General features: G+C 63.3%; 17 protein-coding genes and 1 riboswitch. Of the genes, 12 read left to right on the top strand and 5 right to left on the bottom strand.

Annotated features, from left to right (window positions below):
• Nucleotides 1–8 precede the first annotated feature (8 nt).
• From trxA to UF78_RS18815, 4 genes are all read right to left on the bottom strand, one after another.
• The gene (trxA, locus tag UF78_RS18830; RefSeq protein ID WP_045163753.1) at nt 9–878 is read right to left on the bottom strand and encodes a thioredoxin; all 870 of its coding nucleotides are present in this window, start codon (nt 876–878) and stop codon (nt 9–11) included.
• Nucleotides 879–969: 91 nt separating this feature from the next.
• Nucleotides 970–1,500 carry an RNA 2',3'-cyclic phosphodiesterase gene (gene thpR / locus UF78_RS18825; protein ID WP_045163752.1) on the bottom strand — a complete coding sequence of 177 codons (531 nt, stop codon included), beginning with the start codon at nt 1,498–1,500 and terminating at the stop codon, nt 970–972.
• 64 nt (nt 1,501–1,564) lie between these two features.
• Nucleotides 1,565–2,248 (bottom strand): class I SAM-dependent methyltransferase, encoded by a 684-nt coding sequence (locus UF78_RS18820; protein ID WP_045163751.1) that lies wholly within the window; start codon nt 2,246–2,248, stop codon nt 1,565–1,567.
• A complete protein-coding gene (locus UF78_RS18815; protein WP_045163750.1) occupies nt 2,245–2,673 on the bottom strand; it encodes a YbaY family lipoprotein in 429 nt (142 codons plus the stop codon). The genes UF78_RS18820 and UF78_RS18815 overlap by 4 nt, the downstream gene beginning before the upstream one ends.
• Before the next feature lie 115 nt (nt 2,674–2,788).
• On the opposite strand from UF78_RS18815, the gene nrdR reads away from it, so the two are divergent.
• Together nrdR and ribD are read left to right on the top strand one after the other, a co-directional pair.
• Nucleotides 2,789–3,253 carry a transcriptional regulator NrdR gene (gene nrdR / locus UF78_RS18810; RefSeq protein WP_025243143.1) on the top strand — a complete coding sequence of 155 codons (465 nt, stop codon included), beginning with the start codon at nt 2,789–2,791 and terminating at the stop codon, nt 3,251–3,253.
• Complete coding sequence (ribD, locus tag UF78_RS18805; protein WP_045163749.1) at nt 3,250–4,359, top strand: bifunctional diaminohydroxyphosphoribosylaminopyrimidine deaminase/5-amino-6-(5-phosphoribosylamino)uracil reductase RibD; 1,110 nt, start codon at nt 3,250–3,252, stop codon at nt 4,357–4,359. Before nrdR ends, ribD begins: the two co-directional genes overlap by 4 nt.
• 40 nt (nt 4,360–4,399) lie before the next feature.
• Here ribD and UF78_RS18800 read toward each other — a convergent pair whose 3' ends face one another.
• Nucleotides 4,400–5,173, bottom strand: a complete 774-nt coding sequence (locus tag UF78_RS18800; protein WP_045163748.1) for a hypothetical protein — start codon at nt 5,171–5,173, stop codon at nt 4,400–4,402.
• A gap of 353 nt (nt 5,174–5,526) precedes the next feature.
• A riboswitch (FMN riboswitch) is annotated at nt 5,527–5,686 on the top strand.
• Nucleotides 5,687–5,803: 117 nt separating this feature from the next.
• Between UF78_RS18800 and UF78_RS18795 the strand changes: the two genes are divergently transcribed.
• The 10 genes from UF78_RS18795 to UF78_RS18750 all read left to right on the top strand — a co-directional run bounded on the left by UF78_RS18795 (nt 5,804) and on the right by UF78_RS18750 (nt 12,911).
• Nucleotides 5,804–6,466 carry a riboflavin synthase gene (locus UF78_RS18795; protein ID WP_045163747.1) on the top strand — a complete coding sequence of 221 codons (663 nt, stop codon included), beginning with the start codon at nt 5,804–5,806 and terminating at the stop codon, nt 6,464–6,466.
• A gap of 11 nt (nt 6,467–6,477) precedes the next feature.
• Nucleotides 6,478–7,557, top strand: coding sequence for a bifunctional 3,4-dihydroxy-2-butanone-4-phosphate synthase/GTP cyclohydrolase II (gene ribBA, locus UF78_RS18790; protein ID WP_045163746.1), 1,080 nt, complete (start codon nt 6,478–6,480; stop codon nt 7,555–7,557).
• A 196-nt stretch (nt 7,558–7,753) separates the two neighbouring features.
• Entirely contained in the window at nt 7,754–8,230 is a 477-nt protein-coding gene (ribE, locus tag UF78_RS18785; protein ID WP_019340068.1) for a 6,7-dimethyl-8-ribityllumazine synthase, read from the top strand.
• A complete protein-coding gene (gene nusB, locus UF78_RS18780) occupies nt 8,227–8,709 on the top strand; it encodes a transcription antitermination factor NusB (protein WP_045163745.1) in 483 nt (160 codons plus the stop codon). The genes ribE and nusB overlap by 4 nt, the downstream gene beginning before the upstream one ends.
• Nucleotides 8,710–8,718: 9 nt before the next feature.
• Nucleotides 8,719–9,681, top strand: a complete 963-nt coding sequence (gene thiL, locus UF78_RS18775) for a thiamine-phosphate kinase (protein ID WP_045163744.1) — start codon at nt 8,719–8,721, stop codon at nt 9,679–9,681.
• Nucleotides 9,682–9,722: 41 nt separating this feature from the next.
• A complete protein-coding gene (locus tag UF78_RS18770) occupies nt 9,723–10,223 on the top strand; it encodes a phosphatidylglycerophosphatase A family protein (RefSeq protein ID WP_196298700.1) in 501 nt (166 codons plus the stop codon).
• Nucleotides 10,224–10,310: 87 nt separating this feature from the next.
• Nucleotides 10,311–10,958 carry a retropepsin-like aspartic protease family protein gene (locus UF78_RS18765; protein WP_045163743.1) on the top strand — a complete coding sequence of 216 codons (648 nt, stop codon included), beginning with the start codon at nt 10,311–10,313 and terminating at the stop codon, nt 10,956–10,958.
• A 119-nt stretch (nt 10,959–11,077) separates the two neighbouring features.
• Nucleotides 11,078–11,695: a GTP cyclohydrolase II gene (gene ribA / locus UF78_RS18760; RefSeq protein WP_045163742.1), complete on the top strand. Its 618-nt coding sequence runs from the start codon at nt 11,078–11,080 to the stop codon at nt 11,693–11,695.
• Nucleotides 11,692–12,102 carry a hypothetical protein gene (locus tag UF78_RS18755; RefSeq protein ID WP_045163741.1) on the top strand — a complete coding sequence of 137 codons (411 nt, stop codon included), beginning with the start codon at nt 11,692–11,694 and terminating at the stop codon, nt 12,100–12,102. Before ribA ends, UF78_RS18755 begins: the two co-directional genes overlap by 4 nt.
• A gap of 8 nt (nt 12,103–12,110) precedes the next feature.
• Entirely contained in the window at nt 12,111–12,911 is an 801-nt protein-coding gene (locus UF78_RS18750; protein WP_045164352.1) for a cobalamin-binding protein, read from the top strand.
• The last annotated feature ends 13 nt before the right edge of the window (nt 12,912–12,924 follow it).

The following is a 12,924-nucleotide window of genomic DNA, read 5'->3' as shown; positions in this document are numbered from 1 at the left end:
TTTTCGGCTCAGTACAGCGCTTGGTACAGCTTGCGCCGATAGGTGGTAACCAGCGGATGGTCGCTGCCCAGCAGGTCGAATACCTGCAGCAGCGTCTTGTGTGGCAGGCCTTCGGCGTAGCCGCGGTTGCGCACGAACAGCCTCAGCAGACCATCCAGTGCCGCGTCGTGTTGCTGCCGCGCCAGTTGTTGAATGGCCAATTGATAAGCCGCTTCATCGTCGTCGGCGTTTTGTGCAAGACGGCTCTTGAGATCGGCGACTTCTGGCAGGTCATTGGCCTGACGCAAGAAGGTCAGCTGCGCGCGGGCGCCAGCCAGCGCTTGCTTGTGGGAGTCACCTTTGACGGCGCCGAGCGCCGTTTCGGCCTCGGCCAGTTCGCCGCGTTCGGCCAGGCAGCGGGCATAAAGGATCAGGCCTGCGGCGTTCTCGTTGTCTTCGACCAGCAACTGCTTGAGCAGGTTTTCCGCCTCGCCAATGCGCCCTTCGGCGAACAGCGCCTGGGCGGTTTCCAGCAGGTCGGTCTCAGGAGCGGCGGGTGCGGATACGTGCGGTTCGAGCATGGCGCGAATTGCCGATTCCGGTTGGGCTCCGGCGAAACCATCGACCGGCTGGCCGTCCTTGAACAGCACCACGGTAGGCAGGCTGCGCACGCCGAAACGGGCCACGACGTCCTGTTCGATGTCGCAGTTGACCTTCGCCAGCAACAGCTCTCCCTGGTATTCCTCGGTGATCTTCGCCAACAGCGGCATCAGCGCCTTGCATGGCGCGCACCACTCGGCCCAGAAGTCCACCAGCACCGGCTTGTGGAAGGAGTTTTCCAGCACCAGCTGCTCGAAGTTGGCGTTGCTGACGTCGAAGATGTAGGGAGTCTGGCTCATCGGAGTTCTCGAAATGGGCGCATGCGAAATGAGGCGTGCATGTTAAGTGGGGGCGCGCCGAAGCGGAAGCAAGTGGCGCACGCGTCACGGTTCAGCCGCTTGGCGCCTTCAACGGCCAGTTCTCCAGCTCGCGGTAGCGCACACCGTTCCCGGTGTTTTCCGACAGGAAGAGGCCGAAGCGCTCCACCTGCCATTTGAATGTGGGCGGTGCGCCGTCTGGCTGCGCCTGGGCTTCGCGCGACAGTGTCATGTGCGGCAGAAACGGCCGCGAGTCGAGAGCGAAGCCGTGGGTGGACAGGCCGGCATGCAACTGTTCGACCAGTTGGCTCAATGGTGGCGGGACCTGGCTGGGAATCAGGCAGGCGAAGCCGTGGCCGATCGTCTGCAGCTGATCCAGCCGCAGCGTGAAGGCGTCAGCGCGCAGGTGGTCTCCGAGCTGCTTCAGCCCCTCCAGCTTCGCCGTCGGCTGGCCACCCAGAAACGCCAGCGTGAGGTGCAGGTTGGCCTGCGCCACGGGGCGACCGCCTAGGTTCTGGCTGTCGCGCCAGCTACAGATGGCTTCCGCCAACGGAGGCGGGCAGGACAGGGCGAAAAACAGACGCAGGGGTTTCTCGGTGGACATGATGGCCTCCTCTGGGGCTCGGCTCATGCTGCAGCGACGCTACGCCAGCTATCTGCGATAGACCTCAGCCGGCACCCAGGGATTCAGCCTCGACGTGGCGACTGGCGTGGTAGAGACTGACCCGACGGAACTCCGCCGGCTCGGCCAGATCCGGCCAGGTGCAGGCATCCAGAATGGCCAGACGACCATACAACGCATGCTGAAAATCGCGCACCCGCGAATCGGCGACCAGCGCCTGGCGGCCACGGCTGAGGAATTGATCGAGCAGCGGCAGATTGGCGCGGTCGTAGAGCACATCGGCGACGATGATCAGGTCGTAGCGATCGGTCTCGGCGAAGAAGTCTTCCGAATAACCGAGCTGCACACCGTTGAGCTCCGCGTTGGCGCGGCAGGCGGTCAATGCGATCGGGTCGAGGTCGCAGGCCACCACTTCCAATGCGCCGGCTTTGGCCGCGGCGATCGCGGCGACGCCCGAACCCGAGCCGAAATCCAGTACCCGCTTTCCGCGCACCCATTCCGGATGCGTGGCGAGCCAGCGTGCCAACACCAAGCCGCTGGCCCAGCAGAAGCACCAATAGGGCGGTTCTTCGAGAATCCGTCGGGTTTCCTCCGGGCTGAAGGCACGGTCCATGTTTGCCGCATCGATCAGCCACAAGCGAATGTCGGTATCGGGCAGCGTCTCGATGCTCAGGCGAGCGTCGCCAAGCAGGTCGGCCAGCGCCGCCTGTAGTGCAGCTGGCGGTCTCAAGGCGCCGGAACCAATCGCAGCGGGCCCAGCGATTGGCTGGCCGGGCTGCTGATGCGCACCGCCGGAAGGCGCATGATCAGTTGCCCGGAGCGGGTCGCCCGACCGCGCAGCTCGACTTGCTGATCCAGAGGAAACTTTTCGGCGTTGAATTTGAGGATGAACGGCAGTTCATTGCCACGGCCTTTGAGTTGCACGCTACTCAACAAACGATCGGGCTGGTCGCGACGGTTGACTTCCAACAGCGCCAGCTCGACTTCGCTGTCAGCTGGGACGCCGATCAGACTGCCATGCAGTTCGTGCAACGGTGTCACGGCCGCGGGCGGATCCTCGAAGGTGACGGGTGCCGAGGGGCGCTGGGATTGCTGGCTCGAACAACCCACCAACACCAGCAGTAAAACGGGCAGAACAAAAGGACGTAACGGCACGGACGGCTCCGAAGTCTGGCGATAAATGCGCGCCTGTATAGCAGCAATCCGCTCGATTTGTCTTGCCGACGGGATGCGCTACCATGGCTCTCCCGACGTCTGACAGCTCTAAACCATGCATTGTCCCTTCTGTGGTGCACATGACACCAAAGTCATCGATTCGCGCCTTGTGGCCGAGGGCGATCAGGTGCGCCGCCGCCGCGAGTGTCTCGCCTGCGGCGAACGTTTCACCACCTTCGAAACCGCCGAGCTGGTCATGCCGCGGCTGATCAAGCAGGACGGCAGCCGCCAGCCGTTCGACGAGGAAAAGCTGCGTGCCGGCATGCAGCGCGCGCTGGAAAAGCGCCCGGTGAGTGTCGAACGCCTGGAAGAGGCCATCGCCCATATCAAGCATCGCCTGCGGGCCACTGGCGAGCGGGAAATCAAGTCGCGGGTGCTCGGTGAGCTGGTGATGGTCGAGCTGCAGAAGCTCGACGAGGTTGCCTATATCCGCTTCGCTTCGGTCTACCGCCGCTTCCAGGACCTCAACGAATTCCGCGAGGAAATCGAACGCCTGTCTCGCGAACCCGCGAAAGAATGACTGCCGCCGATCACGTCTGGATGGCCCGCGCCCTGCAGTTGGCGCGCAAAGGGTTGTATTCGACGCATCCCAATCCACGTGTCGGCTGTGTAATCGTCAAGAACAGTGAACTGATCGGCGAGGGCTGGCATGTGCGAGCCGGCGAGCCGCATGCCGAGGTGCACGCCTTGCGCCAGGCTGGCGAGCGTGCCCGCGGCGCCACCGCCTACGTTACGCTCGAACCCTGCAGCCATCACGGGCGCACGCCCCCTTGCGCCGAGGCCCTGGTCACGGCCGGTGTCAGCCGTGTCGTGGCGGCGATGCAGGACCCTAATCCCCAGGTCGCCGGGCGTGGGCTCGAGCGTCTGCGCAGCGTCGGTATCGAGGTCGCCAGCGGAGTGCTGGAGAGCGAGGCGCGGGCCCTCAACGTCGGCTTCATCAAGCGTATGGAAACCGGCCTGCCCTATCTGCGCGCGAAACTGGCGATGAGCCTGGATGGCCGCACGGCCATGGCCAGTGGCGAAAGCCAGTGGATCACCGGCCCTGCGGCCCGTGCCGAGGTGCAGCGGCTGCGTGGGCAGTCCAGCGTGGTACTGACCGGCGCCGATACCGTGCTGATGGACAATGCACGGCTGACGGTGCGTACCGCCGAGCTTGGGCTGGATGACGAACTGAGCGCGCTGGCCATGCAGCGCCCGCCGCTGCGGGTGCTGATCGATGGTCAGCTGCGGGTGCCGCTGGATGCGCCTTTCTTTCAGGCTGGGCCGGCATTGGTGGCTACGGCGGCGATCGGACGCGCCGTGCTGCACCGCGCCGCTGGCCATGAGGTAGTGGAACTGACGAATGGCGACGGGCGGGTCGATCTGCACGGCCTGTTGCGCGAACTCGCCAGCCGCGGCGCCAACGAAGTGTTGCTCGAAGCCGGTCCTCGGCTCGTCGGAGCCTTTGCCACGCGAAGCTTGATCGACGAATACCAGATCTTCGTTGCCGCCAAATTTCTCGGTTCCTCGGCCCGTCCGCTGCTGGAGCTGCCGTTGGATCGCATGAGCGAAGCGCGCGAACTCAGGATCATCGATATCCGCGCGATCGGCGATGACTGGCGGATCATTGCCCGTCCGTCTGGCTGATCCTGCATCGGGGCTAGGACCGGCCCTGGCGGCATGTTCCTTAACTCACCGGCTTCAAGCCATTGTGGTCCAGGCTTGCGCGGCGCTTGTTGGAGCCCAATAACCGCCGTGCGAGCCGGCTGTCGTGATGTGGATTGCCGAAGTGGAACAGCGCAGTGGCGCGCAGCATGGTGGGGTCGCATCGATCGTTGGCGTGCAGGCTGCGGTATCCCCAGAACAGGTAGAGGTTGCCCGGCACCAGCTTTAGTCGGATCGGCCGCAACCAACCGCGCCTGACCGCGAACGCCACCAGCTTCTTGCTGACCGAGTTATGCAGCAGCGCCTTTTCGATCACGTTGCGCAGGGCATTGAAGCGCACCGGCCGAAGGTTGGGAAAGATGATCAGATCGCCACAATGCTCGCCCTCGGTCGGGATGAACAGGGGGAGCAGGGCCGTAACCGCCGTGGCATCGAAATGGTAGAAATGCGACTGCTTGAGACCGCTGCGGCCTTGCAGGCAGCGGACCACCGGGAAGATCTGTTCCATTGCGGCTGGATCCCGGCCGGTCTGGAGTCGGTACAGGCCTGTCAGCATCTCCTTGAATGGCGCGGAAAGCGCCAGCGCCGCGACGATACTGCCGCCCAACGCTTCAATGCCATGGATGGCGAAGTATTCGCCACCATGGCTCGCCGCCTGTTGCTCGATGAAGTCGCGGCCTTGCTCGAGCAGTTCGGGCGAAAGGTAATTTTGCAGCACCGTGAAGCCGTTGGAATCGATCTCGGCCGCCCATTGCGCAGCCGACTCTTCCAAAGAGGTAAGCCCTGATATATCCATCTCTCGGCACCTGAATAAAGGGACCGGAGCGTGTTCCTTATCGCGACCTGATCTGCCGGGGCCGTCAAGTACGAACTGACCCTGGCTCGGCGTATCGGTACGCGTAATGCTGGAGCGACGTTCCATCCTGATCGTCTTTTCTGCCATCTCCTTGGACGGTGTTCTGCCGTAGAGGCGCAGCGATGCCTATGGACAAACAAGCGAAACGGGAGTTTCACCTTGCGGTTGAAAAGGTGTCAGGGCACGCCGCTGCGATGGCTCGCTCGGAGACTACTTTTCGTTGCGCCGCAGTCGTTTGCCGGCTGCAGAGCGGGCGCATCTGTGGTAAAAACTGCGCCGGGCCATAAAACGGCCCACGTTCTCAGGGCGGGGTGCGATTCCCCACCGGCGGTAATGTGATGCGGTTGGTTCGGCCAACGATCGCTAGCCCGCGAGCGCTTGTCTTTGGCAAGGTCAGCAGACCCGGTGCGATTCCGGGGCCGACGGTATAGTCCGGATGAAGAGAGAGCGGGATGCCTCGACGGGCGCCTTCCGTGCGTGCGTCTACTCCCTATCGATCTGCAGCCCTGTTTTTTCCAAAACAGGAGTTGGTCATATGCATCGTTTCAACAGCCTTCCGCGGGAGGCCGCATGTTCACTGGAATAATCGAATCCATCGGCACCATCCGCGCCATGACGCCAAAAGGCGGTGACGTTCGGGTGTTGGTCGAAACCGGCAAGTTGGACCTGTCGGACGTCAAGCTCGGCGACAGTATCGCGGTCAATGGCGTCTGCCTGACTGCCGTCGAGCTGCCGGGCGATGGCTTCTGGGCCGATGTCAGCCGCGAAACGTTGGCCCGCACGGCCTTCGTCGATCTCAAGGCCGGCAGCCGAGTCAATCTCGAGAAAGCACTGACACCGACCAGCCGTCTCGGCGGGCATCTGGTCAGCGGTCACGTCGACGGTGTCGGCGAGGTGGTGGCACGCGAGGAAAATGCTCGCGCTGTGCAGTTTCGCATCCGCGCGCCGCGTGAGCTGGCCAAGTACATCGCGCTCAAGGGCTCGATCACGGTCGACGGGACCAGCCTTACGGTCAATGCCGTGAGCGGCGCGGAATTCGAACTCACCATCGTCCCGCATACCCTGACTGAAACCATCATGGTCGACTATCGCCCCGGGCGGCAGGTGAACCTGGAAGTGGATCTGCTGGCCCGTTACCTGGAACGCTTGCTGCTGGGCGACAAGGCGGCCGAGCCCAATGCGTCGGGCCTGACGGAAAGCTTTCTGGCCGAACACGGCTACCTGCATAAATAAGGATCGGCCCCATGGCTCTGAATACCGCTGAAGAACTGATCGAAGACATCCGCGCCGGCAAGATGGTCATCCTTATGGATGACGAGGACCGCGAGAACGAGGGCGACATCATCGTCGCCTCCGAATGCGTGACCGCCGAGCACATCAACTTCATGGCCCGTTTCGCCCGCGGCCTGATTTGCATGCCGATGACCCGTGAGCGCTGCGAGACCCTGCAACTGCCGCTGATGGCGCCGCGCAATGGTTCGGGCTTCGGCACCAAATTCACCGTGTCGATCGAGGCGGCCGAGGGCGTCACCACCGGTATCTCCGCCGCCGACCGCGCGCGCACCGTACAGGCCGCTGTGGCGAAGAACGCAGTAGCCGAAGATATCGTCAGCCCCGGCCATATCTTCCCGTTGATGGCGCAACCGGGCGGTGTCCTGGCGCGCGCGGGACACACCGAAGCAGCCTGCGATCTGGCGCGCATGGCCGGTTTCGAGCCTTCGGGGGTGATTTGCGAAATCATGAATGACGACGGCACCATGGCGCGTCGTCCGGAACTGGAACTGTTCGCCGAGCAGCATGGCCTGAAGATCGGCACCATCGCCGACCTGATCCATTACCGGATGATCCACGAGCGCACCGTCGAGCGCGTCTCCGAACAGCCGTTGGAAACCGAGCTGGGCCAGTTCACCCTGGTGACCTACCGCGACGGTGTCGAAGACACTGTGCACATGGCGCTGACCCGTGGTGAGATATCGCCGGAAAACCCCACGCTGGTGCGCGTGCACAACATGGAGCCGCTGCGCGACCTACTACTGGTGACCGTGCCGGGGCGCTGGAGCCTGCGCGCCGCGATGAGCGAAGTGGCCAAGGCCGGTAGTGGGGTGGTGCTGCTGCTGGGCAACCCGCTGACCGGGCCGCATCTGCTGGCTCAGCTGAGCCGCCAGCAGTTGCCGACGCCGGCGACCTACAGCACGGTCGGCGCGGGCTCGCAGATCCTTCGCGACCTGGGGGTGCGCAAGATGCGCCTGATGAGTTCGCCGATGAAATTCAATGCGATATCCGGGTTCGACCTGGAAGTTGTAGAATACCTGCCCGCTGAGTGAGGGCTGCCGCGCTACTGCGCTTGGACATACTGCGTTGAAAACAGGCTCGGCTTGCTCATTTACAACAGTGCTACAGAGATAAAAAGCATCGCCGCCTCGCCTGTTTTCGCCTTGTCTGCTCTGCGCTCGCTACGCGCTGCCCCGCCGGGCTGCCTGAAAGCCCACAAGCTCTTTAACGCTATATGAGATTGTTTCCATGACACTGAAGACCATCGAAGGTACCTTCATCGCCCCGCAGGGCAAGTTCGCCCTGGTCGTTGGCCGCTTCAACAGCTTCGTTGTCGAGAGCCTGGTGAGCGGCGCCGTCGATGCGCTGGTGCGCCACGGCATCGCAGAAGACGCCATCACCATCATCCGTGCACCAGGCGCCTTCGAGATTCCCCTGGTCGCGCAGAAAGTTGCCCAGCAGGGCGAGTACGACGCGATCATCGCCCTCGGCGCGGTCATTCGCGGCGGCACCCCACATTTCGAATACGTCGCTGGTGAGTGCACCAAAGGCCTGTCGCAGGTCTCCATGGAGTTCGGCGTGCCGGTCGCCTTCGGCGTACTGACCGTCGATTCTATCGAACAGGCTATCGAGCGCTCCGGCACCAAGGCTGGCAACAAGGGTGCCGAAGCCGCACTTTCCGCTCTGGAAATGGTGAGTCTGCTGGCGCAGCTGGAGGCCAAGTGAGCCTTAATCACGACGGCCAGGACGCCCCGCAGCCCAAGGCCAAGGGCAAGATCGCAACGCGCCGTGTGGCGCGCAGCCTGGCGATGCAGGCGCTTTATCAGTGGCACATGGCGGGTCAGAGCCTCAACGAAATCGAGGCGCAGTTTCGCGTCGACAACGATTTCTCCGGCGTCGACGGCAACTACTTCCATGAGCTGCTGACCGGCGTGGCGCGCGCCAAGACCGAAGTCGACGGCACCATCGTGCCTCACCTCGATCGTCCGCTCGAAGAACTCGACCCGGTGGAACTGGCCGTTCTGCGCCTGTCCACCTACGAGCTGATGCATCGCATCGATGTGCCGTATCGGGTGGTGATCAACGAAGGCATCGAGCTGGCCAAGGTGTTCGGTGCCACCGACGGGCACAAGTTCGTCAACGGCGTGCTGGACAAGCTGGCACCCAGCCTGCGCAGTGCCGAGGTTGGCGCTCACAAGCGCTGAGTTTGCGTCTTGATGGGTGAGTTCGAGCTGATCCGCCATTACTTCGCCGCTGCCGCTTGTGCCAGGGCCGGCGGCGATGTCGTGTTGGGCATCGGCGATGACTGCGCCTTGCTGGCATTGCCGGCAGGCGAACAGTTAGCGGTATCCAGCGACACGCTGGTCGCCGGCATCCATTTCCCCGATCCTTGTGATCCTTACCTGCTCGGCCAGCGTGCACTGGCGGTTTCCACCAGTGATCTGGCGGGAATGGGTGCGACACCGATCGGTTTCACGCTGGCGCTGACCCTTCCCGATGCTGATTCCAACTGGCTAGCCGAATTCACCCGTGGCCTCGACACGATGGCGGCGGGCTGCGCGATGCGTCTGATTGGTGGCGACACCACGCGCGGCCCGCTGAGCATGACGCTGACGGTGTTCGGTCGGGTGCCGGCGGGTCAGGGATTGCTGCGCAGTGGCGCGCAGCCGGGCGATCTGCTGTGCGTCGGCGGCGCGCTTGGCAATGCGGCCGGTGCGCTGCCTATCGTGCTGGGTGAGCGCGAGCAGGGGACGGCTGACGCGGCGGCGTTGCTTAGACATTACTGGTTGCCACAACCGCAGCTGGCGCTGGGACAGGCGCTACGCGGCAAGGCGAGCGCGGCGCTGGATATCTCCGATGGACTGCTGGCCGACTGTGGGCACATCGCCGCTGCGTCCGGCGTCCTGTTGTGCATCGAACAGATGAAGCTACCCTTGACGGACGCGCTGGTGCGCTTCGCAGGCTCTGATCAGGCCCTGCAATACGGCCTGAGTGGCGGCGACGATTACGTGCTGGCGTTTACCTTGCCAGCCGACGAGTTGGCGGCCTTGCAGGACGATGGCTGGCCGGTTCATGTGATCGGCCATGTGGCAGTCGGGGCGGGCGTGCGGTTGCTGAACGCCCGCGGCCAGGCGATCACGCTGGTCAGTCAGGGCTACAACCATTTCAGTGGCTGAGCGGGCTGGATAGCGCCGCCAGAATAAGAGAGGACAGCCGTTTGACCGATTCCCTGCAGCCTGCCGTCGAAGCGGTGCCCGTATCAGTATGGAGCAACCCTTGGCACAACCTGGCCTTCGGTTTCGGCTCCGGGACGTTGCCGAAAGCTCCCGGGACCTGGGGATCGCTCCTCGCGCTGGCGTTCGTGCCGCTGTGGCAGGCCCTGCCGGGCTGGGGCTACGGGCTGGTGATCGTTGCCAGCATGCTGTTCGGGATCTGGCTGTGCGGCAAGGTCGCCCAGGATCTGGGCGTACATGACCATGAAGGCATCGTCTGGGACGAGTTCGCCGGCATCTGGATCACCTTCTGGCTGGTGCCTGCGGGCTGGTACTGGCTGCTGCTCGGGTTCGTGGTGTTCCGGGTGCTCGACATCTTCAAACCATGGCCGATCAGTTGGGTGGACCGCCATGTGCACGGTGGGCTGGGGATCATGCTCGACGATATCCTTGCCGGCTTTGCCGCCTGCGCTCTGATGCACCTGGCGGTGCTGGGGCTGGGTTGAAGTCCGGGCTGTGCGGCTGATCGCTGTATCGACCCTGATACTCATGGAAGAATGTCGAGCTATCCCGTTTCAAGGAAGCCGCTACTGATGCGATCCGTAATCCTGCTATTCGCGGCCTCTCTGTCGTTTGTATCCTTTGTCATCGCAGCGGCGCCGCTGGTGCAGGTGGTCGGTCTGTTTCCCGGTGCCGCGGTGGTGAATGTCGATGGCCAGCGCAAACTGGTGCGCGTCGGTCAGGTGGGGCCGGGCGGTGTCGAGGTGATTAGTGCTGATTCCAAAGGCGCGGTGCTGCGGGTCGATGGCATCGAGCGGCGCTATACGCTGAGTCGCGAACTGAGCGTCGGGTTCGCTGAGCCTGATCGCCGGCAACTGAGCATCGCACGGGGGCAGGGCGGTCACTACTGGGTGGCCGGTTCCATCAATGGCCAGTCGGTGCAGTTTCTCGTCGATACGGGGGCTACCTCGGTCGCGATAAACGAGATCCAGGCGCGACGTCTGGGAATCGATTATCGCGTCGACGGCAAGCCGATCGTGGTCAGCACCGCTGGCGGCACGGCCAAGGCTTGGCGAGTGCATCTCAACAGCGTCAAGGTGGGTGCCATCGATGTGCTCGGTGTAGAGGCCGTAGTGGTGGAGGGCGGGTCACCTTCGGATGCCCTGTTGGGCATGAGTTTTCTCAGCCGCGTCAGCTGGCGGGAAGATCAGGGTGTCCTGAAGCTCGAATCAAAAATCTGAGCCGGCGCCTTCTTCCCAAACCCAAGCCGTATCGGTCCGCGCCCGCGGCATCTTCCGATACAGCTTGTCGCAGGACTGCTGTTACAATATCCGCTTTTCTGCCTTCTGGAGTTTCTCCGGTGTCTGTCGTGTTCGTCGCCGCTTCCAAACTGCCGACGCCGTTCGGTGTGTTCACCATGCATGGTTTTCTCGATCAGGACACTGGCAAGGAACATGTCGTACTGACGCTGGGCGATGTTGCAGATGGCAGGCCCGTATTGGGTCGTCTGCATTCCGAATGCCTGACGGGCGATGCCCTTTTCAGTTTGCGCTGCGATTGTGGTTTCCAGCTGGAAGCCGCACTGCGCGCGATTTCCGAAGAGGGTCGCGGCGCGCTGCTCTACCTTCGTCAAGAAGGTCGCGGCATCGGGCTGCTGAACAAGATCCGCGCCTACGAACTGCAGGATGGCGGCGCCGATACCGTCGAGGCCAATGAGCGCCTCGGCTTTGCTCCCGACATGCGCGACTATGCGATCTGCCTGCCCATGCTCGAGCACTTGGGCATCGCCGAGATCAAGCTGATGACCAACAACCCGCGCAAGGTCAAAGCGCTACAGGGCTTCGGTATTCGCATCGCCGAACGCATGCCGCTGCAGATCGCGCACAATCCGCACAACCGCAAGTACCTCGCCACCAAGGCCGGTAAGCTTGGCCACATGCTCGGCGAAATTCACCAGGGCGAAGCCGAGCAGTCGTGAACCGCACGGCGACCCGCCGCCAGTTGGCGCTCGAAGGCTGGCGGTATCTGCTTTTCATGGTCGTACCCGTGCTCATCAGCAGCCAGCTTCCCCAACTGGCGGGCCGCTTCGGCGAGCCGCTCGCCCTGCCGTTGTTCCTCGTCGGCCTCGCCACGCTGTTTCTCAATCTGCCCCGTTTTACGGCCTACAAGCACGCCCTGATTGATACTGAAAAAGATCTGGGTAGTGATGCCGAAGCATCCGCGTGGGCGGCGTTACGCGCCGTTCGGCTGCGGGCGTTGCGGACCGCCGCGCTACCGGCGTGGCTCGCCGCCATCGGTGCGCCGCTCGGCCTCGAGCCCGTCGCACAAGGGCTGCTGGTCTCGGGCAGTCTGGTGCTGCTGTTGCTCTACCGCATTCCGCGTTAGCTGCAATGATGCGTGCGCTACTGCTGGCCGTTGCGCTGTCGACCTCGCCTTTGCTTGCAGCAACGGAGCGGGTGGTCAGCCTGGCGCCTTCGCTGAGCGAAATCATGCTGGAGCTGAATGCGGACGATCTGCTGGTCGGTGTGCTCGACGGCGGCGAGCGGCCAGCTGCACTGGCCGGTTTGCCATCCGTGGGGCGGCTCGGTCAGTTGGAAATGGAAAGCCTGCTGGCGCTGCAACCGACACTGGTGCTGCTCAGGCCGGACAGCATCAGCCAGGCACAACGTGAGCAGCTGACGCAATTCGGCATCCCAGTGCTGGTTGCACAGCCGACCTCGCTGGCTGAGTTGTCCGAACAGTTCGCGCTGATTGGCGAGCGGATTGGTCGAGACGTGCAGGGTCGGGAGCTCGAGCGAGCGTTCAAGCAGGGCCTGGATCGATTACATCGACGTTACCATCGCGAGCGTCCGCTGACGGTGTTCTATCAGATCTGGAACCGCCCGCTGTACACCCTCGGTGGCCGACAGATCATCAGCGATGCCATTGAGGTCTGCGGCGGTCGCAACGTGTTCGCTGATCTGCAACTGCCTGCCCCTCAGGTCAGCATCGAGTCCGTGCTGTCGCGAAATCCCGAGGTGATCCTCGCCGGTAGCGGCGCTCAGCTTTCCGAGTGGAAAGCCTGGCCGCAGCTAACGGCGGTGCGCAAGGCGCAACTGTGGGAAGTGCCGGATAAGGGCTTGGAACGCCCAAGCTTCCAGATGCTTGGGGCGATCGGGAAGCTCTGTGAAGTGATGGGGCGGGCTGAACCGTGAAATGCTCGGGCGG

It is taken from the genome of Stutzerimonas stutzeri (assembly GCF_000952685.1).
Lineage (GTDB): Bacteria > Pseudomonadota > Gammaproteobacteria > Pseudomonadales > Pseudomonadaceae > Stutzerimonas > Stutzerimonas stutzeri_E.
The sequence above is the reverse complement of the archived record's forward strand: the minus strand, read 5'-3'. Positions and strand labels throughout refer to the sequence as shown.

Bases quoted from the DNA above. Each gene is read 5' to 3' on its own strand.
- nrdR (WP_025243143.1), top strand. From the start codon at position 2,789: ATGCATTGTCCCTTCTGTGGTGCACATGACACCAAAGTCATCGATTCG.
- ribE (WP_019340068.1), top strand. From the start codon at position 7,754: ATGACACTGAAGACCATCGAAGGTACCTTCATCGCCCCGCAGGGCAAG.
- thpR (WP_045163752.1), bottom strand. From the start codon at position 1,500: ATGTCCACCGAGAAACCCCTGCGTCTGTTTTTCGCCCTGTCCTGCCCG.
- UF78_RS18765 (WP_045163743.1), top strand. From the start codon at position 10,311: ATGCGATCCGTAATCCTGCTATTCGCGGCCTCTCTGTCGTTTGTATCC.
- UF78_RS18800 (WP_045163748.1), bottom strand. From the start codon at position 5,173: ATGGATATATCAGGGCTTACCTCTTTGGAAGAGTCGGCTGCGCAATGG.
- trxA (WP_045163753.1), bottom strand. From the start codon at position 878: ATGAGCCAGACTCCCTACATCTTCGACGTCAGCAACGCCAACTTCGAG.
- ribD (WP_045163749.1), top strand. From the start codon at position 3,250: ATGACTGCCGCCGATCACGTCTGGATGGCCCGCGCCCTGCAGTTGGCG.
- UF78_RS18795 (WP_045163747.1), top strand. From the start codon at position 5,804: ATGTTCACTGGAATAATCGAATCCATCGGCACCATCCGCGCCATGACG.
- ribBA (WP_045163746.1), top strand. From the start codon at position 6,478: ATGGCTCTGAATACCGCTGAAGAACTGATCGAAGACATCCGCGCCGGC.
- UF78_RS18750 (WP_045164352.1), top strand. From the start codon at position 12,111: ATGCGTGCGCTACTGCTGGCCGTTGCGCTGTCGACCTCGCCTTTGCTT.